Genomic DNA, 22,830 nt, shown 5'->3' with positions numbered 1-22,830 from the left:
GCGCTGACGCTTTCCACTGTGCCGCAACGGTTCCCTGTGCGAACCGGCGGTTGATTGCTTTCCCTTTGATTCGCGCCGGTGACGCCTGCGCGAAATGGGGGAGAGGTGTGCCGAATGTCCGGCGCTTCGGTAGCGAAAACAGGGAGAAAGAATGCTATCCAACTCGCCAAAGTGGCGAAAAGTGGTGATCGGCGCCATGGCGGCGGCCTTGGCCGTGGGCACGGTGACCTACACCGGCTCCACGACCAGTGCCTACGCCGACGTCCAGGTCGTCAAAGACGCGAAGAAGGCGGCCGACGGCAAGGAGTACTGGGTCCAGAACCACCTGGTGTCCAAGGACATCACGGCGTCCCGGAGTGCGGACGGCAAGCGCAAGAAGTGGCTGCTGGTCTGGGCCGGTGACGAGAACATCGCCGACACCCTGGTCAAGGACGTCAAGAACCTGCCGGGTTCGCTCGGCGGGGGCCTGAACAAGATCAAGAACGCGTTGCCCGGTCCGGACTTCCTCGCCGTGATCGACGCGACGCAGGGTTCGCCGACCTACGGCAAGGTCGTCAACACCGCCACCGTCGGACCGCTCGTCGAGAACGAGCCGCACCACATGCAATACGTGTGGCACAAGGGCGACACGATCTACGCCGGCGCGCTGTTCGCCGCCGCGACGTACGCCTTCGACGTCTCCGCGTTGCCGCAACTGAAGCTCAAGGGCGTCAGCCTCCCGACCCAGACCCTCGGCGGTTCCGTGCCCGACGCGTACTGGGTACTCAAGGACGGCACCGCGTACGGCACGTACATGGGCGGTCCGGTGGTTCCCGGTCCGCACACCTACGCCAACGGTTCCACAGTGGTGGGCAACGGTTTCGCCGGCAGTCCCGGTGAAGTCGTCCGCTTCGACCAGAACGCGCAGGTGCTTTCCGAGTCCCCCGCGGCCACCCCGCAGGGCGACAACAAGAAGCTGTGCGACAACCTCCCGCAGCTGGACAAACCGACCTGCGCCAACCCGCACGGCATCCAGGCCCGTGAGGACCTCAACACCCTGGTCACCAGTGACTACGCCGAGCCGCGCAACATCATCCTCGACCCGGTGAAGCAGCCGTCGCCGTATCTGCGGCGGCCGACCGTCCGCACCTGGGACATCTCCGACCGCAACAAGCCGAAGCTCAAGGCGGTCTCGTACCTGCCGGACGGCCCTCGCGCCGATCCCGCGGACCCGCTGCACGCCGAAAGCCGCGCGGTCATGGAGACCACGGTGACGAACCTGCCCGGTCACAAGGGCGCGTTCGCCCAGACCATGCAGGGCGGCGCGGTGTTCTACACGCCCGACATCACCGCCAAGGAGCCGCACTGGATCCAGGTGTTCGACGACGGCGCGGCGAACAAGGCGATCCACCCGAACAACGACTCCAACGGTGGCGGCTCGAACGGTGGCTGGATCCAGACCAGCCCCGACGACAAGTACCTCTACCGCGCGATCACCGGCCGCCAGAAGGGCGCGCTCGGCCCCGACGACCCCGGCACCACCGGTGGCGTCTACGTGCTCGACATCCAGAAACTCGTCGCCGCGGGTGACAAGGTCGAGAACATCAAGGGCCGGATCGACACGAAGGAGAAGTCGCAGCAGGGCGGTGGCGGCGACCTGCCGACCGTCGTCGGCGCGGCGCCGATCAACCCCGGCACGTCCGGCGGTGGCCCGCACTGGGGCGCGTACGACAACTTCGTGCTCGGCGAGGACGGGTACTACCACGAAACCGACAAGCCGCAACATCTCGCGGTGTCGAACTACTTCGTCGCTCGGTCCGGTTTGGACGGTGACCACAAGGTCAACCTGCTGAACCTCGGCGAGGACGGGAAGGTCGGCGTCGACCAGAACTTCCGGGACGAGTTCACCGGAGGAGTCGGGATCAACTTCAACCGGAAGACCTGGCCGCACGGGTCCTTCGGCAACGCCAAACCGCACTCCGAACTGTTCGTCGTGGCGGACGCGGATCTCAAGTAACCCTGTTCGGCGCGGAAGGTCGTGGGTGGCGGGCACACTCCGCCACCCACGGCTCCGCCGATCTGCTCGGAGAAGGTCCCCATGGATCACCACGTCATACCGGCGAGCTCGGGTTCGGCCGGAGTCGACATCGCACTGGTCGTGCTTCGGCTCGGCCTCCTGCTGGCGACCGCTTTCCTCGCCGGAACGGGAATCCTCCGCCCGCTCGTGGGCGAGCTGCCCCGGCGCCTCCACCTCACCATCGCCGTACTGGGCGGGGTTTCGGCCGCGCTGGCCGCGATCTCCGCCTTCGCGACCGACGTCAACGTCATCGCGCTGATCGTGCATCTCGTACTCGCGCTGGCGATCCCCGTCCTGATCCGCTGGCCGTCGGCGGGCCGCTGGGCCTCCCTCGCGCTCGCCGCGCTGGTGGTGCTCGAAACCTCGCTCGGGCGGACGGGCGTCGAATTCGCCATCGACACCGTCTACGTCGCCGCGGCGGCCCTCTGGTTCGGTGTCACCGTTCTGTCCGTCTGGGTGCCCGCCGGGCAGTGGCGTCAGACGAACTTCCGGCTCGGCCCGCTTTCGCTGACCCTGGGCGGACTTCTCGTCGTCGCGGGTACGGTCCAGCTGTTCTCCTCCGGTCTGGGTTTCGACCGCCGGATCTACGGCACGCTCTTCGGCCTCACGTTGCTCGTGATCGCTTTGCTGCCGGTCGTCGCCACCGTGGTCGCGGTATTCTTCTTCACAGGCAAGGATTCCACGCGGGCTTACCGGTTCGGCGCGGCCGCCGTGGCCGTCGGTTTCCTTGCCTGGAGCGCCCTCGCGGCCATTCCCAAGCCGCCCGAATCGCCGATTCCCGGTGTCGCGCTGCTCGCGGACGCCGCTATCGGCGACCAGCGGTTCCCGGTACTCGTGAGCCCGCAGCGGCCCGGCAAGAATCTCGTCCACTTTCCCGCGAGCGCGGGAGAAGACCTGTCCGCCGGGATCGAAGGCGGCCTGATCGGCAAGGCCATCGTGCGCCCCGGCGCCGAAGGCACCTGGGCCGAGATCGACCTGCCGACCGGGCGCAGCGACCTGATCATCAGCCGTGGCGAGGAGAAGACGACCATCGAGGTCGACGCGGGCGACGAGCAGGGGCACCCCATCGCCGACACGGACGCGCCCGAGTGTGCTTCGGCCGCGCTGGGTGGCCTGATCGCCGACCGCCGCGAGGTCCTCACCTCCTGCCCCGCGGACGCGCTTTCGAGTGAGGACAGCGGTTCTCTCGTCAAACTCGTCGAGTTCCTCGCCGCGCGCAAGCCTTCCGCGCTCACGCTTGTCGAGGACACCTCACCGCGCGGTGTGGCCGCCGCGAAACTGGTCCGCGAGACCGCCGCACGCTCCGGGCTCGCGGTGCAGACCGAGGCTGGCGCGAACACCGCGCTGGTCGTCGTGTCCGGCTGGGCGGGCGGCTACACGGCGATGACCCGCGCGGCCGAGTCCCAGCGGCTCAAGCCGACCCACCAGTACGGCCTGTACCTGGCGCCCTGGCTGCTCAACGGGCCGATCGTCAACTCCGTCGCGAGTTCCTCCCTGCCGCTGAGATTCGACCCGCGCGAACAGGTCGCCGTGAGCTTCGCTGTCGCCGCGAGCAACGCCTTCGGCGGCGAAAGCCCCACGCTCGGCGGCTTCCGGAACTGGCTCGGCGACCAGTGGAGGTCGATGAACGGCGACGTCCAGATTTTTGCGGCCGCACAGGTCAACGCCATGCCGATGTACCCGGGCGAACCGCACGCCGTCGGGATGATCGCCGACCGGAACTACGCGGGGCAATGGATTCCCGACGGCACGATCGTGCCGGTCAGCTCGGTTCTGCGGTGAAGGATTCCGCTCGCTTCCAGCAGCGGTGAAAGGAAAAGGGAGAAGAGATGAAGCGAATCGCGGCCCGTGTGCTGCTGCCGCTCGCCGTCGCGGGCGCGTTGTCCGGACTCGCCGGCGGGGTCGCCTCGGCCGACCCGTTGCCGGGCCTGCCGACCGGTGGCGGCGGCCCGGCGCTCTGGCTGATCCCCGGCGTCGACCTCGGCGGACTGCTCGGTCCGACCGTTCCCGTGCCCACCGACGTCCTCGCCCCGATCTACGGGATCATCACGCCGATTTCGTAAAACCGTTACCAGCAAAGGAGAATCTCATGAAGAAGACCTTCGTTCGCGCGGTCACCGGTGCCGCGCTCGCCGGTCTCGTCGTGCTCGGCTCGGCCGCTCCGGCGCTTGCTGCGCAGGACGCCCCGAACGATGTCGTGGTCGTCGACGAACCCGACACGAGCGACCTCAACAACATCTGGACGTTCGCGCCGCTCGGTGTCCCGGTGCTGGGCCTCATCCAGTCCCTCAACGGCGTCCCCGGCCGGCTGCTGCCGTCCTGACTTCCGCGGCGGCGCGGCTCCCGGGCCGCGCCGCCGCTTTCGGTGAGGAGAACCGATGGCCGACAGACAACTGATCGGGCGCATCGCCATCGCGGGGATCGTGGTGGCCGCGCTCGCGACCTGTGTGGTGCTGCTCAAGGGCGGCGAAGAGCCGCAGGCCGAAACCGTAGCCGTTGTCGGCGAGCCCACCGGCGCCGCGCCGTCGCGGGAGCCGGACCGCACGATCACACGGACGCTCAGCCAGCCGCAGGCGGTGTCGAACGACTGGCGGATCGCGTACGAGCTCGCAGGGACGGGGACCGCGACCGTGGTCTACGACTCGAACGGGCTGGGGCTCGTGCATCAGGAGTCGCAGGTGACGCTGCCGTGGCGCAAGGAGCTCACGTGGAAGAACACCGGCACCCCGCCGACCGTCCAGCTGATGGGGCAGGGCGAGGGCGCGGTCGAATGTCGGGTGGCCGTCGGCGGTGCCGTCGTCACGTCGGAGAAGTCCGCTCCCGGTGAGGTCGCGACCTGCGCCGGCCGCCTCGCCCCCTCCTGACCGATGTCGACTTTAGCGGGCTAATCGCGATCCGGGCCCGGGCGCGCTCTCCGGCCCCCGTGTCGACTTTAGCCCCCTAATCGCGATCCGGCGGCCGGGGAAATTCACTGGCCCGGGTAGGCAGAATGTAGCCATGACCTGGAGCTTCGAAGTCACCCCCGTCGATCACCCGGACGCCGCCCGGTTGCTGCGTGAGTACCTCGACGAGATCGCGTCCCGCTACTACGGGCGCCAGGTCACCGAGGAGGAGCTCGACGTCCTGCTCGAGGAGCACCACAGCCGGAACCTGGTCCCGCCGACCGGCGCCTTCCTGCTCGCTTGGCGCGACGGGGTGCTCGCGGGTTGCGCCGGGCTGCGGGTCGCCGCGCCGGACATCACCGAGCTCACCCGTGTCTTCCTGCGGAAGTCCGAACGCGGCAAGGGCGGTGCGTCGCTGCTCGTGGCCGCCGCCGAGGACGTCGCCAGGGGACTCGGCGCCACACTGATCCGCCTCGACACCCGCGACGACCTCGTCGAGGCGAGGGCCCTGTACGCCCGCCTCGGCTACGAGACGGTCGAGCCCTTCAACAACGAGCCCTTCGCGCATCACTACTTCGCGAAGTCCCTGGCCCAGACGGTGCCGGATCGCGTTTAGCCCGCTAAAGGCGACGCGGCCGCGGGGTGAAGGTCGCCTTGCCGAGGAGGGCACCGGCGAGGACGGGGGCCAGTCCGATCAGCAGCAGGATGACGCCGGTGTCCTTGCCTTCGATCAGCGGATGCCACCACAGCGGGGTCACGGCGATGTCGACGACGTCACCCCGCTCTGGGAACGTCCCGAACGACATCCACCGCAGGTCCTTGACCTCGTGCGTCTCGCCGTCGAGTTCGTAGGTGCCGTCCACCAGGTTGCCGTTGCCGCAGCTGGTGCAGTTCGACGTGCCCGCCTCCGCGCGCAGGGTCGCGGTCACGGTGAGCCGCGCCTCGGGGGCGAGCCCGGTCAACGCGGTCAGCGAGTTCACCGCGAGCGCCAGCCCCGGCAGCACCAGCGCGAGCGCGACGACCGTGCGCGCCACCAGTGAAAGCGACGACAGCGGCTGACGGCCCGCCGCTTCCCGGCGCCGGTTGAGCGGGCCGCGGAGCCCGGCGAGCGGGCCACGCCGTCCGCCGAGCCATCCGGCGTCGCTGGTGTCGGAAGCCTCCGCGACAGCACGGAAATCCGCGTCCTCCCAGTCCACTGTGGACGCCAGGATGGCCAGCCGCCGGGAGTCGGCGAACATCATCTCTTCGGTCAGCGTCCCGGCTTCGGAGGTCCACAGCGAGCCGGCGTGGAAGGCGACTTCGCGGACCCGGAACCACGAGTCGCCCTCCAGCAGCGCGCGAACGCCGGGGGAGAGCAGTGTCTTGGCGAACTCCGGATCGGACGTCGTCACGGTGAACCGGCGGTCGAACTCCGTGCCGGTCTCGAACCGCTGGAGCAGCGCGTCCGGCTTCGGTGCCCCGATGGTGTTCCGCGTGATGCGGGCGTCCTCCAACGGCGTGAACCGCTCCGGCTCGAAGGCACCCGTGACCGGGGTGATGACGACCGACGGCACCTCAGGCGTCCGAAGCTGGATCAGGGCATACGTCCCATCGATCAGGTCAGCTGTCCTGGCGAGGTCCGGGAAGTCCGCCGAGCCGCCGAGCCCGTACTCGGCCCCGAGCAGCCGATGCCCGTTGTGCTCGAACTCGACGGCCGTCGCCACCGACTCGGGCGAGGCGTGGGTGACGGCGATCCCGCGCTGGGGGAGCACGCCGAAGCTCGGCTCACCGGTCCCGTCGAGCCTGCCGGTCCACGTCCGCTGCCGATGCCCCCGCCACGCCGCCAACGCCGCGATCACCACCGGGAAGGCGAACCAGAGCCAGCCGGGCACCGCGCTGCCGGACCCCGCCGAGAGCCAGTACAGCGACGTTTCGGAGACGAGGATCCCGCAGAGCGCGTAGCTGACGGCCGCCGCCGTGGGCCGCCGTCCGTCGAAGCGCCCGCCGAGCAGCAACAGCCCCAGGGCCAGGCTGTACCCACCGGCGATGAGCCACGGCCCGGCCAGCTGATCGTCCATCGGGCGACCCTACTGGTCCATGTCGAGGTTCTCGCGGGTCTCCTCTTCGCTGTGGTGGCCGCCGGTCCGGCCGTATTCCTGCCCGGTCGTGGTGGTCTTGGTGTTGTCGATGGCCTTGTTCGCGAAGTCGAAGGCCGCCTTGCCCTGGTACGCCGATCCCTTCGACAGATCGGCGGGATTGACCCCGACCACCTGCTTGATCGCCTGGTTCGGCACACCCTTGAGGGCGTCCTTCGCGGCATCGCCGAACGTGCCGAGCTGGGTCCCGGATTCCTTGGCGAACGCGCCGACGATCGCCTTCTCCTGGCCGGGGGTCATCCCGACCTTGCCCGCCTTCGTCAGCTTCGAACCCTGTTTGACCAGGTCGTCCGTCCACTTCAGCAGGAAGCCCATGAACTTGTCGAGCAGCTTGCCGAGTTTGCCGAGGTGCTTGGTGATCTTGCCCATCGCGCTCGCGGCCTTGGCGATCGTCGCGGTCATCGCGGCGGCCACCGACGAGCCGAGGCTCACGACGGAAGCGGCCAGCGCGGGCAGCCAGATGTAGATCGCCCAGGTGACGAGCTCGGAGATGATCGATTTGACGACCTCTTCGATGACGGTCATCACCATCGACCACATCTGCAGGGTCTCGGCCACCGTGCCGGCGCTGTTGCCGATGCCCTTGATGCCGACGGCGAAGTCGCCGAGCGCGTTCCGGGCCGCGTCGCCCGCGTCGCCCACCCAGTCCTTCAGTGACTCGTCGCCGGTCTTGACGAAGTCGTCGGCCAGCGTCACGAAGCCCTTGGCGATGTTGCCGAAGTTGCCGGCCGCGGTCTTGAGCGCCGGACCGTCGCCCGTGACGAAGTGCAGCGCGTCCTGCAGCGGCTGGATCAGCTCGATCAGGATGTTCAGGCCGTTGCTGACCAGCCAGCCGACCGGGTCGAGCACGAAGCTCGCGAGGTCCGCGCCCGCCCCCGCGATGAACCCGGCGCCGTCCTGGATCAGCTGCCCGCCCGCGGCCACGACGTCGCCGGGACCCTGCGCGGCGCCGAACTTCTCGTAGGCGTTGGCGACGGTGGTGACGCCCTTGCCCGCGATCGGCACCTTCTTCGCCGCGTCGAGCGCGTTCTTGCCGAAGCTGTCGTCACCCGTGATCTTGACGCCGCCGGCGATACTCGCCTTCTCGTCGGTCATGCCGTCCCCCAGCTCACTTCGGTCCGTCGATCTTGGCTTCGTACTTCCCCAGGGTGATCGTCGCGTCGTTTTCGAAGCCGTTGTAGATCGACGCCGCCTGGGTCATCTTCCCGGAGAACGCGTCGACCCCGGTCTTCATCAGTTCGAGCAGTTCGCGCAGATCGGCGAGCTTGCCGGTGTAGGTCTGCTTCACCGCGAGCCCGATCAGGCCCCACGACTTGTCCGTGACATCGGCCTGGTCGACGAGGTCGCCGAACTTCCCCGCCTCGTCCTTGTAGTAACCGAGTTTGGTCGCGTAGTCGACCAAGGCCTGCGTTTTGACCGCGTGCCCGCCTGGTCCGGTCATCGGTGATCCTCCTCGTCGAACAGGTTCTTGAGGAACTGGTCACCGGGCGAGTCCCCGGCCGACGGCGGTCGTCCGGGAGCCGGTTCGTCCGACCGCCGGAGCACCGTTTCCTCACTGAAGTCGTCTTCGTTCCGAGGGCGGCGGGCGGTGCTCGGTGGTGGCTCCTCCGACATCTGAGACCGCAGATCGTCCGTTGTGGTTCCCAATGCTTCGGCTTGGGCTTCGAGAACCTGTTCTCCGACGTTCGGATGGAACGTCCCGCCGAACTGCGCGTCGACGATCCCGGCCTGCTTCCGCGCCGCGTCGGCCACCGCGGTGTGCAAAGTGGACAGAATGGCGGCGCCGAGCTGTTGTGGTTGCTGCCGAAGGGCTTCCAGGCTGAGGCGGATGTCCTTGAAGGACCCGCCGGGGCCCGCGACGACGGTGATCGAACGGTCCGGTGACGTCGCCACCGACTCCAGTTCGGCCAGTTCACTCTGCATCTCGCCGACCTTCGCGAACTGCGTCTCGGCCTGTTTGATCTTGGACTGGAATTTCTCGAATTCCGCGACGAGTTGTTCGAACTCGGCCGACATGGAGCCTCCCCGTGCTTGCGGTGCGTCGTCCGGTCATCAGCGGCGGCACTGTGACCGGTGTCATCGTGACCCATTCACCGCTTTGCCGCGATGGTGTCCTTTCCGGATCCATCCGGCTCACCCGATAGGGGAATAGGTAGCGTGGTTCGCCGAGCAGGGCGGAATCAGTACGGGATCAGTACGAGTGAGGGGAGGGCGTCGTGGACGCCGAGCAGCAGGAAAGCATCGAAGAACCCCGGCGGGGGAGTCACGCGGCGCCGGAGGGGGCTCCCGTGCATCCGTTGATCGATCTCTCGAGGGACCCGCATCCGGGCAGGGCGGACCACGCCAAGCCCGACGAGGAATGAACCGGCCCGAAACGCCGTTCCATCAGGGTCGCCGCGGCGTGACGCCCGGCACGATATAGTTATAGACCCCCCGATTTGGCCGGTCCGGAAGAGGCCGGGTATCTTTGGAGACCGTGCCCGGCAGGCGTCGGGCCGTCCCGTGTGCCGTGCGGCATGGACGGGGTGCTCAGGCATCCGGTCCACCGGCTTCGCCCACACGGGATCCGACGGAAAATCCCTACGGGAAGTTACCGGTCGCAAGACCGTGACGCGGGCCGACACGCCCGACCGCGGGGGCCGGAGACAACACGTAGTAGCAAGATCGCGAACAGAAAGCTGGTCCATTGCCCACGATCCAGCAGCTGGTCCGTAAGGGCCGCCAGGACAAGGCTGCCAAGCAGAAGACCGCGGCCCTCAAGGGGAGCCCGCAGCGGCGTGGTGTGTGCACTCGCGTGTACACCACAACCCCCAAGAAGCCGAACTCGGCGCTTCGCAAGGTCGCTCGTGTGAAGCTGACCAGCGGCATCGAGGTCACCGCCTACATTCCCGGTGAAGGCCACAACCTGCAGGAGCACTCGATGGTGCTCGTGCGCGGTGGTCGTGTGAAGGACCTGCCGGGTGTCCGCTACAAGATCATCCGCGGTTCGCTCGACACCCAGGGTGTCAAGAACCGTAAGCAGGCGCGCAGCCGGTATGGCGCGAAGAAGGAGAAGAGCTAATGCCCCGCAAGGGTCCGGCCCCCAAGCGGCCGCTGATCTCTGACCCCGTCTACGCATCCCCGCTGGTCACTCAGCTGGTGAACAAGGTGCTGAAGGACGGCAAGCGGTCTCTGGCCGAGCGCATCGTCTACGGCGCCCTCGAAGGCGCTCGCGAGAAGACCGGCACTGACCCGGTCGTCACGCTGAAGCGCGCCCTTGACAACGTGAAGCCCACCATCGAGGTGAAGAGCCGCCGTGTCGGTGGTGCCACCTACCAGGTGCCGATCGAGGTCAAGCCGGGACGTTCCACCACGCTCGCGCTTCGCTGGCTGGTTTCCTTCTCCGCGGCCCGCCGCGAGAAGACCATGATCGAACGCCTGCAGAACGAGCTGCTCGACGCGAGCAACGGCCTCGGCGCCAGCGTGAAGCGGCGCGAGGACACGCACAAGATGGCCGAGTCCAACAAGGCCTTCGCGCACTACCGCTGGTGATGACCGCCCGGCTGCCGATCAAAGCCTTGCCGGGCCCCAATTTTGAGACAGGGGAACACTCTCGTGGCACGTGACGTGCTGACCGACCTGAACCAGGTCCGCAACATCGGCATCATGGCCCACATCGACGCCGGTAAGACCACCACCACCGAGCGGATCCTGTTCTACACCGGGGTCAACTACAAGATCGGTGAAGTCCACGATGGCGCCGCCACCATGGACTGGATGGAGGAGGAGCAGAAGCGGGGTATCACCATCACCTCGGCTGCCACCACCACTTTCTGGGCCGATCACCAGATCAACATCATCGACACCCCGGGGCACGTCGACTTCACCGTCGAGGTGGAGCGTTCGCTCCGCGTGCTCGATGGTGCCGTCGCCGTCTTCGACGGCAAGGAAGGTGTCGAGCCGCAGTCCGAGCAGGTCTGGCGTCAGGCGGACAAGTACGAGGTTCCTCGTATCTGCTTCGTCAACAAGATGGACAAGCTCGGCGCGGACTTCTACTTCACCGTCCGCACCATCGAGGAGCGCCTCGGCGCCCGCCCGCTGGTCATCCAGCTGCCGATCGGCGCCGAGAGCGAATTCGAAGGCGTCGTCGACCTGGTCCGCATGAAGGCGCTGACCTGGCGCGGCGAGGTCCAGAAGGGCGAGGACTACGCCGTCGAGGAGATCCCGGCCGAGCTCGCCGACAAGGCGGCCGAGTACCGGGAGAAGCTGGTCGAGGCCATCGCCGAGACCGACGACTCCCTGATGGAGAAGTTCCTCGAGGGTGAGGAGCCGACCGAGGCCGAGCTCAAGGCCGGTATCCGGAAGCTCACCGTGAACCGCGAGGCGTACCCGGTGCTCACCGGTTCCGCCTTCAAGAACAAGGGCGTTCAGCCCATGCTCGACGCGGTCATCGACTACCTTCCGTCGCCGCTGGACGTCCCCGCCGTCGAGGGCACGCTGCCCGACGGCGAGACCGTCGTGTCGCGCAAGCCGTCGACCGAAGAGCCGTTCTCCGCACTGGCGTTCAAGATCGCCGCGCACCCGTTCTTCGGCAAGCTGACCTACATCCGGGTGTACTCGGGCAAGGTCTCCGCCGGCGCGCAGCTGATCAACGCCACCAAGGAGCGCAAGGAGCGCATCGGGAAGCTCTTCCAGATGCACTCCAACAAGGAGAACCCGGTCGATGAGGCCCAGGCGGGCCACATCTACGCGGTCATCGGCCTGAAGGACACCACCACCGGTGACACCCTGGCCGACCCGCAGAACCCGGTCGTCCTCGAGTCGATGACGTTCCCGGCGCCGGTCATCCGCGTCGCGATCGAGCCGAAGACCAAGGCCGACCAGGAAAAGCTGTCCCTGGCGATCCAGAAGCTGGCCGAAGAGGACCCGACGTTCCAGGTCAACCTGGACGAGGACACCGGCCAGACGATCATCGCCGGTATGGGCGAGCTGCACCTCGAGGTGCTGGTCAACCGCATGAAGTCCGACTACAAGGTCGAGGCGAACATCGGTAAGCCGCAGGTCGCCTACCGCGAGACGGTGCGCAAGACGGTCGAGAAGCTCGACTACGTGCACAAGAAGCAGACCGGTGGTTCCGGCCAGTTCGCGAAGGTCATCGTCAAGCTCGAGCCGCTCGAGTCCACCGACGGTGCCCTCTACGAGTTCGACAACAAGGTCACCGGTGGTCGCGTGCCGCGGGAGTACATCCCGTCGGTCGACGCGGGCGCGCAGGACGCCATGCAGTACGGCGTGCTGGCCGGCTACCCGCTCGTCGGGTTGAAGTTCACCTTGTTGGACGGCGCGTACCACGAGGTCGACTCTTCGGAAATGGCCTTCAAGATCGCCGGTTCCATGGCGATGAAGGAAGCCGCGAAGAAGGCCGGTCCGGTCATCCTCGAGCCGCTGATGGCCGTCGAGGTCACCACGCCCGAGGACTACATGGGCGATGTGATCGGCGACCTCAACTCCCGCCGTGGCCAGATCCAGGCCATGGAGGAGCGCGCCGGTACCCGTGTCGTCAAGGCACTGGTCCCGCTGTCGGAGATGTTCGGTTACGTCGGCGACCTGCGTTCGCGTACGCAGGGACGTGCCAACTACTCCATGGTGTTCGACTCCTACGCCGAGGTTCCCGCGAACGTCGCGAAGGAAATCATCGCGAAGGCGACGGGGGAGTAGTTCCCGTCCGCTCGCGGGCATAAGGAACACTCCTGAACGTCCGCAGCATCCGTCAAGAAACGAATCCCCGTCCGACAGCCACGTTGGCCGGTGAGTAAGCAAAACAGTCCAGGAGGACATTCCAGTGGCGAAGGCGAAATTCGAGCGGACCAAGCCGCACGTCAACATCGGGACCATCGGTCACGTCGACCACGGTAAGACCACTCTGACCGCGGCGATCACCAAGGTTCTGCACGACAAGTACCCCGAGCTGAACACGGCGTCGGCGTTCGACCAGATCGACAACGCGCCGGAAGAGAAGCAGCGCGGCATCACGATCAACATCTCGCACGTCGAGTACCAGACCGAGAAGCGTCACTACGCTCACGTGGACGCCCCCGGTCACGCGGACTACATCAAGAACATGATCACCGGTGCGGCGCAGATGGACGGCGCGATCCTCGTGGTCGCGGCGACCGACGGCCCGATGCCGCAGACCCGTGAGCACGTGCTGCTCGCGAAGCAGGTCGGCGTGCCCTACATCGTGGTCGCGCTGAACAAGGCCGACATGGTCGACGACGAGGAGATCCTGGAGCTCGTCGAGCTCGAGGTCCGCGAGCTGCTGTCCTCCCAGGACTTCCCTGGTGACGACGCTCCGGTCGTCAAGGTCTCCGGCCTGAAGGCCCTCGAGGGCGACGCCAAGTGGGGCGAGAGCGTTCTCGAGCTCATGCAGGCCGTCGACGAGAACGTGCCGGACCCGGTGCGCGAGCTCGACAAGCCGTTCCTGATGCCGATCGAAGACGTCTTCACGATCACCGGCCGTGGCACGGTCGTGACCGGCCGTATCGAGCGTGGCCGCGTCAACGTGAACGAAGAGGTCGAGATCGTCGGCATCAAGGAGAAGTCGACCAAGACCACCGTCACCGGTGTCGAGATGTTCCGCAAGCTGCTCGACCAGGGTGAGGCCGGCGACAACGTCGGTCTGCTGGTCCGCGGCATCAAGCGCGAGGACGTCGAGCGCGGCCAGGTCGTCGTGAAGCCGGGCACCACCACCCCGCACACGGAGTTCGAGGGCTCGGTCTACATCCTGTCGAAGGACGAGGGTGGCCGTCACACCCCGTTCTTCAACAACTACCGCCCGCAGTTCTACTTCCGTACCACGGACGTGACCGGCGTCGTCACCCTCAAGGAGGGTGTCGAGATGGTCATGCCGGGCGACAACACGGACATCAGCGTTGTGCTGATCCAGCCGGTCGCCATGGACGAGGGTCTGCGTTTCGCCATCCGTGAGGGTGGACGGACCGTGGGCGCCGGCCAGGTCACCAAGATCAACAAGTGATTTAGACGCCCCGCCCGGGGTCGATACACCCCCGGGTTTGGGGCGTCAAATCACGTGTGCGACACTATTCAGGTTGCTCGTCCTGGGGCGGCCGAACCTTTCGAGGTTCCGGCCGCCCTGGTATGAGCGGCCACGGTCCGCGGAGCACTTCCTTCGGGTGAGGCTAGCGGGCAAGGGCGTTTGAGACGGCGATGAAGCATTTTCGCCGGCTCGATGCCTCCTCACGTTGAGGAAGACCAGGCAAGACGAAGATCCCGCGGGATCCGTCTGTGCGTCGGGCTCGACACGCCCGACCGCGTGGACCGGGGACAGGGCCGTTGAACTGGGAAAACCTCAGCCAGACTGAGGTTTGAAAAGACAAAAGCGGCACGAGACGACAAGGAACGAGCAGCCACCATGGCGGGACAGAAGATCCGCATCCGGCTCAAGGCCTACGACCACGAGGCGATCGACACCTCGGCGCGCAAGATCGTCGAGACGGTCACGCGCACCGGCGCCCGTGTTGTCGGGCCGGTGCCGCTGCCCACCGAGAAGAACGTTTACTGCGTCATCCGCTCGCCGCACAAGTACAAGGACTCGCGCGAGCACTTCGAGATGCGCACGCACAAGCGTCTGATCGACATCCTCGACCCGACGCCGAAGACGGTCGACGCGCTCATGCGCATCGACCTGCCGGCGAGCGTCGACGTCAACATCCAGTAGCGGCTGGCGAGCGGCGGAGAGTAAGAGACTCATGTCTGACAGGCAAATGAAGGGCATTCTGGGCACCAAGCTCGGCATGACCCAGGTCTTCGACGAGAACAACCGGGTCGTCCCGGTGACCGTCGTGCAGGCCGGCCCGAACGTGGTCACCCAGGTTCGGACCCAGGAAACCGACGGCTACAAGGCCGTGCAGCTGGCTTTCGGCGCGGTCGACCCGCGCCGGGTCAACAAGCCGCGCACCGGCCACTTCGACAAGGCGAGCGTGACCCCGCGTCGTTTCCTTGCCGAGCTGCGTACCACCGACGCCGAGACCTACGAGGTCGGCCAGGAGATCACCGCTGAGGTGTTCGAGGCCGGTATCGAGGTCGACGTGACCGGTACCAGCAAGGGCAAGGGCTACGCCGGTGTCATGAAGCGTCACGGCTTCAAGGGCCAGGGCGCGAGCCACGGTGCACAGGCCGTGCACCGCAAGCCCGGCTCGATCGGTGGCTGCGCCACCCCGGGCCGTGTCTTCAAGGGCCTGCGCATGGCGGGCCGGATGGGCAACGACCGGGTCACCACGCAGAACCTGACCGTGCACGCGGTGCGTGCCGAGGACGGCCTGCTGCTGATCAAGGGCGCCGTGCCCGGTCCCAAGGGCGGCCTGCTGTTCGTTCGCAGCGCCGCGAAGGGTGGTAACTGATCATGACCAGCGTCGAGCTGAAGACCCCGGCCGGTAAAGCCGACGGCACGGTCGAGCTCCCCACGGAGATCTTCGACGTGCAGGCCAACGTGCCCCTCATGCACCAGGTCGTGGTGGGCCAGCTGGCCGCCGCTCGCCAGGGCACGCATGACACCAAGACCCGCGGTGAAGTCCGCGGTGGTGGCAAGAAGCCGTACCGCCAGAAGGGCACCGGCCGCGCCCGCCAGGGTTCGACCCGTGCGCCGCAGTTCAACGGTGGTGGCGTCGTCCACGGCCCCACGCCGCGCGACTACACCCAGCGGACCCCGAAGAAGATGAAGGCCGCCGCCCTGCGTGGCGCCCTCTCTGACCGGGCCCGCGCCGGACAGCTGCACGTCGTCACCGAACTGGTGACCGGCGAGAAGCCGTCCACCAAGTCCGCCAAGGCCGTCATCGCCGCGGTGACCCAGGCCAAGCGCGTTCTCGTGGTGCTGCACCGCGACGACGAGCTGAGCTGGAACTCGCTGCGGAACCTGGCCGAGGTCCACCTCATCACGCCCGACCAGCTCAACACTTACGACGTGTTGGTCAACGACGACGTGGTGTTCACCAAGGCCGCTTACGACGTGTTCGTCGCCGGCCCCGTCCGGGGCAAGGGCGCGAAGGCTTCGGCTCGGTCGAGCGAGGTTGAAGGGAGTGACGAGCAGTGAGTGCGATCGCCATCCCCGATGCCCGCGACATCTTGCTCGCGCCGGTGATCTCCGAGAAGTCCTACGGACTGCTTGAAGAGCACAAGTACACGTTCGTGGTTCGCCCGGACGCCAACAAGACCCAGATCAAGATCGCGGTCGAGAAGGTGTTCGGCGTCAAGGTGGTCAGTGTCAACACCCTCAACCGCCAGGGCAAGCGTAAGCGGACTCGCGCCGGCTTCGGCAAGCGCAAGGACACCAAGCGCGCCATCGTGACTCTTTCGGCTGAGAGCAAGCCGATCGAGATCTTCGGCGGACCCACCGCGTAAAGGACTGAGCTGACACATGGGCATCCGCAAGTACAAGCCGACGACCCCGGGTCGTCGCGGTTCCAGCGTCTCCGACTTCGCCGAGATCACTCGGTCCACCCCGGAGAAGTCGCTGCTGCGTCCGCTGAGCAAGACCGGCGGCCGTAACTCCAGCGGCAAGATCACCACCCGCCACAAGGGTGGTGGCCACAAGCGTGCGTACCGGCTGATCGACTTCCGCCGGAACGACAAGGACGGCGTTCCCGCCAAGGTCGCGCACATCGAGTACGACCCCAACCGGTCCGCTCGTATCGCGCTCCTGCACTACGCCGACGGCGAGAAGCGCTACATCATCGCCCCGGAGAAGCTCAAGCAGGGTGACACGGTTGAGAACGGCCCCCGCGCCGACATCAAGCCGGGTAACAACCTGCCGCTGCGCAACATCCCGGTCGGCACCGTGATCCACGCGATCGAGCTCCGCCCCGGTGGCGGCGCGAAGATGGCGCGGTCCGCCGGTGCCAAGGTGCAGCTGGTGGCGAAGGACGGGCCTTACGCCCAGCTTCGTCTCCCGTCTGGCGAGATCCGGAACGTCGACGTGCGCAACCGCGCCACCATCGGCGAGGTCGGCAACTCCGACCACTCCAACATCAACTGGGGCAAGGCGGGCCGTAACCGCTGGCGCGGCAAGCGTCCCACCGTCCGTGGTGTCGTCATGAACCCGGTCGACCACCCGCACGGTGGTGGTGAGGGTAAGACCTCCGGTGGTCGTCACCCGGTGAACCCGAACGGTAAGCCCGAGGGTCGTACCCGTCGCCGCAAGGCTTCGGACTCGATGATCGTCCGCCGCCGCCGTACCGGCAAGAACAAGCGCTGAGCAGGGAGGTAGAAGCACATGCCACGTAGCCTTAAAAAGGGCCCCTTCGTGGACGACCACCTGCTCAAGAAGGTGGACGTTCTCAACGAGTCGGGCAAGAAGACCGTGATCAAGACTTGGTCGCGTCGGTCCACGATCATCCCGGATTTCCTGGGACACACGATCGCGGTCCACGACGGACGCAAGCACGTCCCGGTGTTCGTCACCGAGGCGATGGTGGGTCACAAGTTGGGCGAGTTCGCCCCGACTAGGACCTTCAAGGGCCACATCAAGGACGACCGCAAGTCGCGCCGCCGCTGAGCGGGCACGAGAGAACAAGGAAGCTAGCGATGAACGCCCAGAACGACGTGGCCGAGGCATTGCCGACGGCTTACGCGCGGGCTCGCTTCGTCCGGGACTCGCCTACCAAGGTGCGCCGGGTGATCGAGCTGATCAAGGGACGTAGCGCCGCCGACGCCTTGGCCGTGCTCCAGTTCGCCCCGCAGGCGGCAAGCGAGCCGGTCGCGAAGGTGCTCGCCAGCGCCATGGCCAACGCCGAGAACAACCTCGATCTCGATCCGGACACCCTCTGGATCAAGAACGCCTACGCCGATGAGGGCCCGACCCTCAAGCGCATCCGTCCGCGGGCCCAGGGCCGCGCGTACCGGATCCGCAAGCGGACCAGCCACATCACCGTCGAGGTGGAGTCGCGTCCGAAGGCCGAGGCCAAGAAGGCACAGGGCAAGAAGAAGGCAGGTGGCCGGTAGTGGGCCAGAAGATCAACCCGCACGGCTTCCGCCTGGGTATCACCACGGACTGGAAGTCGCGTTGGTACGCCGACAAGCAGTACGCGGAGTACGTGGCCGAGGACGTCAAGATCCGGAAGCTGCTGTCCACGGGCATGGAGCGCGCCGGGATCTCCAAGGTCGAGATCGAGCGCACCCGTGACCGGGTCCGCGTCGACATCCACACCGCCCGGCCGGGCATCGTCATCGGCCGTCGCGGCGCGGAGGCCGACCGCATCCGCGGCGCGCTGGAGAAGCTGACCGCCAAGCAGGTCCAGCTGAACATCCTCGAGGTCAAGAACCCCGAGGCCGACGCCCAGCTCGTCGCTCAGGGTGTCGCGGAGCAGCTGAGCAACCGTGTGGCGTTCCGCCGCGCGATGCGCAAGGCGATCCAGACCTCCATGCGTTCGCCGCAGGTCAAGGGCATCCGCGTGCAGTGCGGCGGTCGTCTCGGCGGTGCCGAGATGTCCCGCTCCGAGCACTACCGCGATGGCCGCGTCCCGCTGCACACGCTGCGTGCCGACATCGACTACGGCTTCTTCGAGGCCAAGACGACGTTCGGTCGCATCGGCGTGAAGGTGTGGATCTACAAGGGCGAGCTCGTGGGTGGCCTCAAGGCCAGGGAGGCGCGTGACGCCGCCGCGGCCGCCGAGCGTGCCCCGCGCCGTGACCGTGGTGACCGTCCGTCCCGCCCGCGCCGTTCCGGTGCGTCGGTCACGACGCCGACCTCGACCGAAGCCGGTCGGGCAGCTGCCGCCGCCAAGAGCGACGACACCGCCCCTGCGGCCGTTGAGGCCCCGGCTGCTGAGACTGCAGAAAAGACGGAGGGCTGACACGTGCTCATCCCGCGCAGGGTCAAGCACCGGAAGCAGCACTCCCCGAAGCGCCACGGTGCCGCCAAGGGCGGTACGAATGTGAGCTTCGGCGAGTACGGCATCCAGGCGCTTGAGCACAGCTACGTGACCAACAGGCAGATCGAGTCCGCTCGTATCGCCATGACGCGTCACATCAAGCGTGGCGGCAAGGTGTGGACGACCATCTACCCGGACCGCCCGCTGACCAAGAAGCCGGCGGAAACCCGCATGGGTTCCGGTAAGGGTTCGCCCGAGTGGTGGATCGCCAACGTGAAGCCGGGCCGCGTGATGTTCGAGATCTCGTTCCCGAACGAGGAGACCGCCCGTGAGGCGCTCCGTCGCGCGATCCACAAGCTGCCCATGAAGTGCCGCATCGTGACCCGTGAAGGTGGTGAGTTCTGATGGCGAAGGCAGGTGCTGCCCAGGCATCGGAGCTGCGTGAGCTCACCGCGGAAGAGCTCGTTCTGCGTCTGAAGGAATACAAGGAGGAGCTCTTCAACCTCCGCTTCCAGATGGCGACCGGACAGCTCGACAACAACCGCCGTCTGCGCACCGTCCGCACGGACATCGCGCGGATCTACACGGTCATGCGCGAGCGTGAACTCGGCCTGTCCGTTTCCCCTGACGCCGAGAGTGAAGGTGCCGCATGAGCGAGCAGCCCAACGCTGAGGCGGCCCCCCGTAACGACCGCAAGGTCCGTGAGGGTTACGTCGTCTCGGACAAGATGAACAAGACGATCGTGGTCGAGCTCGAAGACCGCAAGAAGCACCGTCGCTACGCCAAGGTTCTCCGCAGCACCAGCAAGGTCAAGGTGCACGACGAGAACAACGAAGCCGGCGTCGGCGACCGGGTCACCCTGATGGAGACCCGCCCGCTGTCGGCGACCAAGCGCTGGCGTCTGGTGCAGATCGTGGAGAAGGCCAAGTAAGTAGGGCTCTTTTTGAGTCCCTTAGTTCCGCAAGGCTCGCGCTTCAGCGCGAGAACCAGCGCGACATACAGGAGTAGACGTGATCCAGCAGGAGTCGCGGCTTCGGGTTGCCGACAACACGGGCGCGAAGGAAATCCTTTGCATCCGCGTTCTCGGCGGCTCGGGGCGGCGCTACGCGGGCATCGGCGACGTCATCGTCGCCACCGTGAAGGACGCCATGCCGGCTGCCGGCGTGAAGAAGGGTGACGTCGTCAAGGCCGTCATCGTTCGCACGCGCAAGGAGCGCCGTCGTCCGGACGGTTCTTACATCCGCTTCGACGAAAACGCTGCTGTGCTCATCAAGAACGACAATGAGCCCCGCGGCACCCGCATCTTCGGCCCGGTGGGCCGCGAGCTGCGCGACCGAAAGTTCATGAAGATCATTTCGCTCGCGCCGGAGGTGTTGTAGAGCATGAAGGTGAAGAAGGGCGACACGGTCGTCGTCATCGCCGGCAAGGACAAGGGTGCCAAGGGCAAGGTCATCCAGGCCTACCCCGAGCGTGAGCGCGTGCTGGTCGAAGGCGTGAACCGGATCAAGAAGCACACGCGGATCTCCCAGACCCAGCGCGGTGCGCAGTCCGGCGGCATCGTCACCCAGGAGGCGCCCATCCACGTCTCGAACGTGATGGTCGTCGACTCCGACGGCAAGCCGGCTCGCATCGGCTACCGCATCGGCGAGGACGGCAAGAAGGTCCGGGTCTCGCGCCGGAACGGTAAGGACATCTGATCATGACCACCGCAGAGAAGATCGCCCCGCGCCTCAAGGTGCGGTACCGCGAGGAGATCAAGGGACAGCTCCAGGAGGAGTTCTCCTTCGAGAACGTCCACCAGATCCCGGGCGTCGTCAAGGTCGTCGTGAACATGGGTGTCGGTGACGCCGCCCGTGACAGCAAGCTGATCGAAGGCGCCATCCGCGACCTGGCCGCGATCACCGGGCAGAAGCCCGAGGTTCGCAAGGCTCGCAAGTCCATCGCGCAGTTCAAGCTGCGCGAGGGCCAGCCGATCGGTGCGCGCGTCACGCTGCGCGGCGACCGGATGTGGGAGTTCCTCGACCGGCTGCTGACCATCGCGCTTCCGCGTATCCGTGACTTCCGCGGACTTTCGCCGAAGCAGTTCGACGGCAACGGCAACTACACGTTCGGTCTCAACGAGCAGTCCATGTTCCACGAGATCGACCCGGACGCCATCGACCGCCCGCGCGGTATGGACGTCACTGTCGTCACCACCGCCAACACCGACGACGAGGGCCGCGCGCTGCTTCGCAAGCTCGGCTTCCCGTTCAAGGAGAACTGAGTCGATGGCCAAGAAAGCACTGGTCCACAAGGCCGCGAAGACGCCGAAGTTCAAGGTTCGCGGTTACACGCGTTGCCAGCGATGCGGTCGCCCGCACTCGGTGTTCCGCAAGTTCGGGCTCTGCCGGATCTGCCTTCGCGAGATGGCACACGCGGGCGAGCTGCCCGGCGTCCGCAAGTCCAGCTGGTAAGAGTCTTTTTTAACTCCCACTTCGCCACAGGCCTTGCAGTCGATGCAGGGAACCAGGGCGAGAAAGGTTGACAGGTCACCATGACGATGACCGACCCCATCGCAGACTTCTTGACCCGTCTGCGTAACGCGAACTCGGCTTACCACGACGAGGTCGTGCTTCCCCACTCGAAGATCAAGGCGAACATCGCCGAGATCCTCAAGCGCGAGGGCTACATCTCGGGCTACCGCGACGAGCCGGGCGAGAAGCACAAGAACCTCATCGTGGAGCTGAAGTACGGCCCCAACCGTGAGCGCAGCATCGCCGGCCTTCGCCGCGTGTCCAAGCCCGGCCTGCGGGTCTACGCAAAATCGACCGAACTGCCGTCGGTTCTCGGTGGCCTCGGCGTCGCGATCATCTCGACGTCGTCCGGCCTCCAGACCGACCGTCAGGCCAAGCGAAACAGCGTGGGCGGCGAAGTCCTCGCCTACGTCTGGTAAGGAAGGGGGCACAGACATGTCACGCATTGGAAAGCTGCCGGTCGCCGTCCCCTCCGGGGTCGAGGTGACCATCGATGGTCAGCAGATCAAGGTCAAGGGGCCCAAGGGCACCCTTGAGCACACCATCGCCGAGCCGATCACCGTGGAGCGCGCCGAAGACGGCACGCTGCAGGTGAAGCGGCCCGACGAGGAGCGCACCAGCCGTGCCCTGCACGGTCTCACCCGGACGCTGGTCAACAACCTCGTCGTCGGTGTGACCGAAGGCTACGAGAAGAAGCTCGAAATCCACGGTGTCGGTTACCGCGTGCAGGCCAAGGGATCGGACCTCGAGTTCGCCCTCGGCTACAGCCACCCGGTGAAGATCGAGGCCCCGGAAGGCATCACCTTCAAGGTCGAGACCCCCACCCGGTTCTCGGTCTCGGGCATCGACAAGCAGAAGGTCGGCCAGATCGCCGCGGTCATCCGCAAGCTGCGCCGCCCGGACCCGTACAAGGGCAAGGGCCTGCGCTACGAGGGTGAGAAGATCCGCCGCAAGGTCGGAAAGACGGGTAAGTGATCATGAGCGACACGACTACGAAGCGCAAGCCGGTCGGCAAGGACATCTCGACCCGCCGCCGCGTCGCGAAGGCCCGTCGGCACTTCCGCCTTCGCAAGAAGATCAACGGCACGGACCAGCGTCCGCGCCTGGTCGTCAAGCGTTCGTCGCGGCACATCGCCGTGCAGCTGATCGACGACCTCGCCGGCAAGACCCTGGCGTCGGCGTCCACCCTCGAGGCGGACGTCCGCGCGCTCGACGGCGACAAGAAGGCCAAGGCCGCGAAGGTCGGGGAGCTTGTCGCCAACCGCGCCAAGAACGCCGGTGTCTCGACCGTGGTGTTCGACCGTGGCGGTAACGCTTACCACGGCCGCATCGCCGCTCTCGCTGACGCCGCCCGTGAAGCGGGGTTGGAATTCTGATGCAGAT

Annotated in this window: 33 protein-coding genes; 29 read left to right on the top strand and 4 right to left on the bottom strand. The window is 66.6% G+C overall.

Annotated features, from left to right (window positions below; translation table 11 throughout):
- The first annotated feature begins 196 nt into the window (after window positions 1–196).
- From DMH03_RS00620 to DMH03_RS00595, 6 genes are all read left to right on the top strand, one after another.
- Window positions 197–1,996: a hypothetical protein gene (locus tag DMH03_RS00620; protein WP_125791469.1), complete on the top strand. Its 1,800-nt coding sequence runs from the start codon at window positions 197–199 to the stop codon at window positions 1,994–1,996.
- 81 nt (window positions 1,997–2,077) lie between these two features.
- Window positions 2,078–3,838, top strand: a complete 1,761-nt coding sequence (locus DMH03_RS00615) for a hypothetical protein (protein WP_125790084.1) — start codon at window positions 2,078–2,080, stop codon at window positions 3,836–3,838.
- 47 nt (window positions 3,839–3,885) lie between these two features.
- Entirely contained in the window at window positions 3,886–4,119 is a 234-nt protein-coding gene (locus tag DMH03_RS00610) for a hypothetical protein (RefSeq protein WP_125788807.1), read from the top strand.
- A 26-nt stretch (window positions 4,120–4,145) separates the two neighbouring features.
- A complete protein-coding gene (locus DMH03_RS00605; RefSeq protein ID WP_016331079.1) occupies window positions 4,146–4,379 on the top strand; it encodes a hypothetical protein in 234 nt (77 codons plus the stop codon).
- Between the two features lie 55 nt (window positions 4,380–4,434).
- On the top strand, window positions 4,435–4,920 hold the full coding sequence (locus tag DMH03_RS00600) for a hypothetical protein (RefSeq protein WP_125790083.1): 486 nt from the start codon (window positions 4,435–4,437) through the stop codon (window positions 4,918–4,920).
- Window positions 4,921–5,053: 133 nt separating this feature from the next.
- Window positions 5,054–5,554 (top strand): GNAT family N-acetyltransferase, encoded by a 501-nt coding sequence (locus tag DMH03_RS00595; RefSeq protein ID WP_125790082.1) that lies wholly within the window; start codon window positions 5,054–5,056, stop codon window positions 5,552–5,554.
- A gap of 4 nt (window positions 5,555–5,558) precedes the next feature.
- Here the strand turns inward: DMH03_RS00595 and DMH03_RS00590 are convergent, their stop codons facing one another.
- From DMH03_RS00590 to DMH03_RS00575, 4 genes are read right to left on the bottom strand one after another with little or no spacing between them, the layout of a single operon-like run.
- Window positions 5,559–6,995: a hypothetical protein gene (locus DMH03_RS00590; protein WP_125790081.1), complete on the bottom strand. Its 1,437-nt coding sequence runs from the start codon at window positions 6,993–6,995 to the stop codon at window positions 5,559–5,561.
- Window positions 6,996–7,004: 9 nt separating this feature from the next.
- Window positions 7,005–8,168: a hypothetical protein gene (locus tag DMH03_RS00585; RefSeq protein ID WP_125790080.1), complete on the bottom strand. Its 1,164-nt coding sequence runs from the start codon at window positions 8,166–8,168 to the stop codon at window positions 7,005–7,007.
- Window positions 8,169–8,181: 13 nt separating this feature from the next.
- The gene (locus DMH03_RS00580) at window positions 8,182–8,514 is read right to left on the bottom strand and encodes a hypothetical protein (protein ID WP_125790079.1); all 333 of its coding nucleotides are present in this window, start codon (window positions 8,512–8,514) and stop codon (window positions 8,182–8,184) included.
- Window positions 8,511–9,089 carry a YbaB/EbfC family nucleoid-associated protein gene (locus DMH03_RS00575; RefSeq protein WP_125790078.1) on the bottom strand — a complete coding sequence of 193 codons (579 nt, stop codon included), beginning with the start codon at window positions 9,087–9,089 and terminating at the stop codon, window positions 8,511–8,513. Before DMH03_RS00575 ends, DMH03_RS00580 begins: the two co-directional genes overlap by 4 nt.
- Before the next feature lie 200 nt (window positions 9,090–9,289).
- On the opposite strand from DMH03_RS00575, the gene DMH03_RS42220 reads away from it, so the two are divergent.
- From DMH03_RS42220 to rplR, 23 genes are all read left to right on the top strand, one after another.
- Window positions 9,290–9,436, top strand: coding sequence for a hypothetical protein (locus tag DMH03_RS42220; RefSeq protein ID WP_199746243.1), 147 nt, complete (start codon window positions 9,290–9,292; stop codon window positions 9,434–9,436).
- 323 nt (window positions 9,437–9,759) lie between these two features.
- Window positions 9,760–10,134 carry a 30S ribosomal protein S12 gene (gene rpsL / locus DMH03_RS00570; protein ID WP_003102113.1) on the top strand — a complete coding sequence of 125 codons (375 nt, stop codon included), beginning with the start codon at window positions 9,760–9,762 and terminating at the stop codon, window positions 10,132–10,134.
- Window positions 10,134–10,604, top strand: coding sequence for a 30S ribosomal protein S7 (rpsG, locus tag DMH03_RS00565; RefSeq protein WP_005166770.1), 471 nt, complete (start codon window positions 10,134–10,136; stop codon window positions 10,602–10,604). The genes rpsL and rpsG overlap by 1 nt, the downstream gene beginning before the upstream one ends.
- Before the next feature lie 63 nt (window positions 10,605–10,667).
- Window positions 10,668–12,767 (top strand): elongation factor G, encoded by a 2,100-nt coding sequence (gene fusA, locus DMH03_RS00560; RefSeq protein WP_125790077.1) that lies wholly within the window; start codon window positions 10,668–10,670, stop codon window positions 12,765–12,767.
- Between the two features lie 124 nt (window positions 12,768–12,891).
- Window positions 12,892–14,085, top strand: coding sequence for an elongation factor Tu (tuf, locus tag DMH03_RS00555; RefSeq protein ID WP_125790076.1), 1,194 nt, complete (start codon window positions 12,892–12,894; stop codon window positions 14,083–14,085).
- Between the two features lie 396 nt (window positions 14,086–14,481).
- Entirely contained in the window at window positions 14,482–14,787 is a 306-nt protein-coding gene (gene rpsJ / locus DMH03_RS00550; protein ID WP_003102098.1) for a 30S ribosomal protein S10, read from the top strand.
- A gap of 31 nt (window positions 14,788–14,818) precedes the next feature.
- Window positions 14,819–15,469 (top strand): 50S ribosomal protein L3, encoded by a 651-nt coding sequence (rplC, locus tag DMH03_RS00545; RefSeq protein ID WP_125788816.1) that lies wholly within the window; start codon window positions 14,819–14,821, stop codon window positions 15,467–15,469.
- A 2-nt stretch (window positions 15,470–15,471) separates the two neighbouring features.
- A complete protein-coding gene (gene rplD / locus DMH03_RS00540; RefSeq protein WP_125790075.1) occupies window positions 15,472–16,158 on the top strand; it encodes a 50S ribosomal protein L4 in 687 nt (228 codons plus the stop codon).
- Entirely contained in the window at window positions 16,155–16,466 is a 312-nt protein-coding gene (gene rplW / locus DMH03_RS00535) for a 50S ribosomal protein L23 (RefSeq protein WP_125790074.1), read from the top strand. The genes rplD and rplW overlap by 4 nt, the downstream gene beginning before the upstream one ends.
- A 16-nt stretch (window positions 16,467–16,482) precedes the next feature.
- Window positions 16,483–17,319, top strand: a complete 837-nt coding sequence (gene rplB / locus DMH03_RS00530) for a 50S ribosomal protein L2 (RefSeq protein WP_125788818.1) — start codon at window positions 16,483–16,485, stop codon at window positions 17,317–17,319.
- Window positions 17,320–17,337: 18 nt separating this feature from the next.
- Window positions 17,338–17,619, top strand: a complete 282-nt coding sequence (gene rpsS / locus DMH03_RS00525) for a 30S ribosomal protein S19 (RefSeq protein WP_026468892.1) — start codon at window positions 17,338–17,340, stop codon at window positions 17,617–17,619.
- A 29-nt stretch (window positions 17,620–17,648) separates the two neighbouring features.
- Entirely contained in the window at window positions 17,649–18,065 is a 417-nt protein-coding gene (rplV, locus tag DMH03_RS00520; protein ID WP_125788819.1) for a 50S ribosomal protein L22, read from the top strand.
- On the top strand, window positions 18,065–18,916 hold the full coding sequence (gene rpsC, locus DMH03_RS00515) for a 30S ribosomal protein S3 (RefSeq protein WP_125790073.1): 852 nt from the start codon (window positions 18,065–18,067) through the stop codon (window positions 18,914–18,916). Before rplV ends, rpsC begins: the two co-directional genes overlap by 1 nt.
- Window positions 18,917–18,919: 3 nt before the next feature.
- Window positions 18,920–19,339, top strand: coding sequence for a 50S ribosomal protein L16 (gene rplP, locus DMH03_RS00510; protein WP_061979956.1), 420 nt, complete (start codon window positions 18,920–18,922; stop codon window positions 19,337–19,339).
- On the top strand, window positions 19,339–19,587 hold the full coding sequence (rpmC, locus tag DMH03_RS00505; RefSeq protein ID WP_007031040.1) for a 50S ribosomal protein L29: 249 nt from the start codon (window positions 19,339–19,341) through the stop codon (window positions 19,585–19,587). Before rplP ends, rpmC begins: the two co-directional genes overlap by 1 nt.
- Window positions 19,584–19,865: a 30S ribosomal protein S17 gene (rpsQ, locus tag DMH03_RS00500; protein ID WP_007031041.1), complete on the top strand. Its 282-nt coding sequence runs from the start codon at window positions 19,584–19,586 to the stop codon at window positions 19,863–19,865. The genes rpmC and rpsQ overlap by 4 nt, the downstream gene beginning before the upstream one ends.
- A 79-nt stretch (window positions 19,866–19,944) precedes the next feature.
- Entirely contained in the window at window positions 19,945–20,313 is a 369-nt protein-coding gene (gene rplN / locus DMH03_RS00495; protein WP_125788821.1) for a 50S ribosomal protein L14, read from the top strand.
- 3 nt (window positions 20,314–20,316) lie between these two features.
- Window positions 20,317–20,631, top strand: a complete 315-nt coding sequence (gene rplX / locus DMH03_RS00490) for a 50S ribosomal protein L24 (RefSeq protein ID WP_125788822.1) — start codon at window positions 20,317–20,319, stop codon at window positions 20,629–20,631.
- A 2-nt stretch (window positions 20,632–20,633) separates the two neighbouring features.
- The gene (gene rplE / locus DMH03_RS00485) at window positions 20,634–21,197 is read left to right on the top strand and encodes a 50S ribosomal protein L5 (protein WP_061979954.1); all 564 of its coding nucleotides are present in this window, start codon (window positions 20,634–20,636) and stop codon (window positions 21,195–21,197) included.
- Window positions 21,198–21,201: 4 nt separating this feature from the next.
- Window positions 21,202–21,387 carry a type Z 30S ribosomal protein S14 gene (locus DMH03_RS00480; RefSeq protein ID WP_005166789.1) on the top strand — a complete coding sequence of 62 codons (186 nt, stop codon included), beginning with the start codon at window positions 21,202–21,204 and terminating at the stop codon, window positions 21,385–21,387.
- 80 nt (window positions 21,388–21,467) lie between these two features.
- Entirely contained in the window at window positions 21,468–21,866 is a 399-nt protein-coding gene (gene rpsH / locus DMH03_RS00475; RefSeq protein WP_005166791.1) for a 30S ribosomal protein S8, read from the top strand.
- A gap of 16 nt (window positions 21,867–21,882) precedes the next feature.
- Entirely contained in the window at window positions 21,883–22,422 is a 540-nt protein-coding gene (rplF, locus tag DMH03_RS00470) for a 50S ribosomal protein L6 (protein WP_125788824.1), read from the top strand.
- Between the two features lie 2 nt (window positions 22,423–22,424).
- Window positions 22,425–22,823, top strand: a complete 399-nt coding sequence (rplR, locus tag DMH03_RS00465; protein WP_037314970.1) for a 50S ribosomal protein L18 — start codon at window positions 22,425–22,427, stop codon at window positions 22,821–22,823.
- Window positions 22,824–22,830: the final 7 nt, after the last annotated feature.

It is taken from the genome of Amycolatopsis sp. WAC 01376, assembly GCF_003947415.1.
Lineage (GTDB): Bacteria > Actinomycetota > Actinomycetes > Mycobacteriales > Pseudonocardiaceae > Amycolatopsis.
This window is presented reverse-complemented; position numbering and strand designations above follow the sequence as displayed.

Coding starts and splice junctions, on each gene's coding strand:
- DMH03_RS00620 (WP_125791469.1), top strand. CDS start 197: ATGGCGGCGGCCTTGGCCGTGGGCACGGTGACCTACACCGGCTCCACG.
- DMH03_RS00615 (WP_125790084.1), top strand. CDS start 2,078: ATGGATCACCACGTCATACCGGCGAGCTCGGGTTCGGCCGGAGTCGAC.
- DMH03_RS00610 (WP_125788807.1), top strand. CDS start 3,886: ATGAAGCGAATCGCGGCCCGTGTGCTGCTGCCGCTCGCCGTCGCGGGC.
- DMH03_RS00605 (WP_016331079.1), top strand. CDS start 4,146: ATGAAGAAGACCTTCGTTCGCGCGGTCACCGGTGCCGCGCTCGCCGGT.
- DMH03_RS00600 (WP_125790083.1), top strand. CDS start 4,435: ATGGCCGACAGACAACTGATCGGGCGCATCGCCATCGCGGGGATCGTG.
- DMH03_RS00595 (WP_125790082.1), top strand. CDS start 5,054: ATGACCTGGAGCTTCGAAGTCACCCCCGTCGATCACCCGGACGCCGCC.
- DMH03_RS00590 (WP_125790081.1), bottom strand. CDS start 6,995: ATGGACGATCAGCTGGCCGGGCCGTGGCTCATCGCCGGTGGGTACAGC.
- DMH03_RS00585 (WP_125790080.1), bottom strand. CDS start 8,168: ATGACCGACGAGAAGGCGAGTATCGCCGGCGGCGTCAAGATCACGGGT.
- DMH03_RS00580 (WP_125790079.1), bottom strand. CDS start 8,514: ATGACCGGACCAGGCGGGCACGCGGTCAAAACGCAGGCCTTGGTCGAC.
- DMH03_RS00575 (WP_125790078.1), bottom strand. CDS start 9,089: ATGTCGGCCGAGTTCGAACAACTCGTCGCGGAATTCGAGAAATTCCAG.
- rpsG (WP_005166770.1), top strand. CDS start 10,134: ATGCCCCGCAAGGGTCCGGCCCCCAAGCGGCCGCTGATCTCTGACCCC.
- rpsJ (WP_003102098.1), top strand. CDS start 14,482: ATGGCGGGACAGAAGATCCGCATCCGGCTCAAGGCCTACGACCACGAG.
- rplC (WP_125788816.1), top strand. CDS start 14,819: ATGTCTGACAGGCAAATGAAGGGCATTCTGGGCACCAAGCTCGGCATG.
- rplD (WP_125790075.1), top strand. CDS start 15,472: ATGACCAGCGTCGAGCTGAAGACCCCGGCCGGTAAAGCCGACGGCACG.
- rplB (WP_125788818.1), top strand. CDS start 16,483: ATGGGCATCCGCAAGTACAAGCCGACGACCCCGGGTCGTCGCGGTTCC.
- rpsS (WP_026468892.1), top strand. CDS start 17,338: ATGCCACGTAGCCTTAAAAAGGGCCCCTTCGTGGACGACCACCTGCTC.
- rplV (WP_125788819.1), top strand. CDS start 17,649: ATGAACGCCCAGAACGACGTGGCCGAGGCATTGCCGACGGCTTACGCG.
- rpmC (WP_007031040.1), top strand. CDS start 19,339: ATGGCGAAGGCAGGTGCTGCCCAGGCATCGGAGCTGCGTGAGCTCACC.
- rpsQ (WP_007031041.1), top strand. CDS start 19,584: ATGAGCGAGCAGCCCAACGCTGAGGCGGCCCCCCGTAACGACCGCAAG.
- rplX (WP_125788822.1), top strand. CDS start 20,317: ATGAAGGTGAAGAAGGGCGACACGGTCGTCGTCATCGCCGGCAAGGAC.
- rplE (WP_061979954.1), top strand. CDS start 20,634: ATGACCACCGCAGAGAAGATCGCCCCGCGCCTCAAGGTGCGGTACCGC.
- DMH03_RS00480 (WP_005166789.1), top strand. CDS start 21,202: ATGGCCAAGAAAGCACTGGTCCACAAGGCCGCGAAGACGCCGAAGTTC.
- rpsH (WP_005166791.1), top strand. CDS start 21,468: ATGACGATGACCGACCCCATCGCAGACTTCTTGACCCGTCTGCGTAAC.
- rplF (WP_125788824.1), top strand. CDS start 21,883: ATGTCACGCATTGGAAAGCTGCCGGTCGCCGTCCCCTCCGGGGTCGAG.
- rplR (WP_037314970.1), top strand. CDS start 22,425: ATGAGCGACACGACTACGAAGCGCAAGCCGGTCGGCAAGGACATCTCG.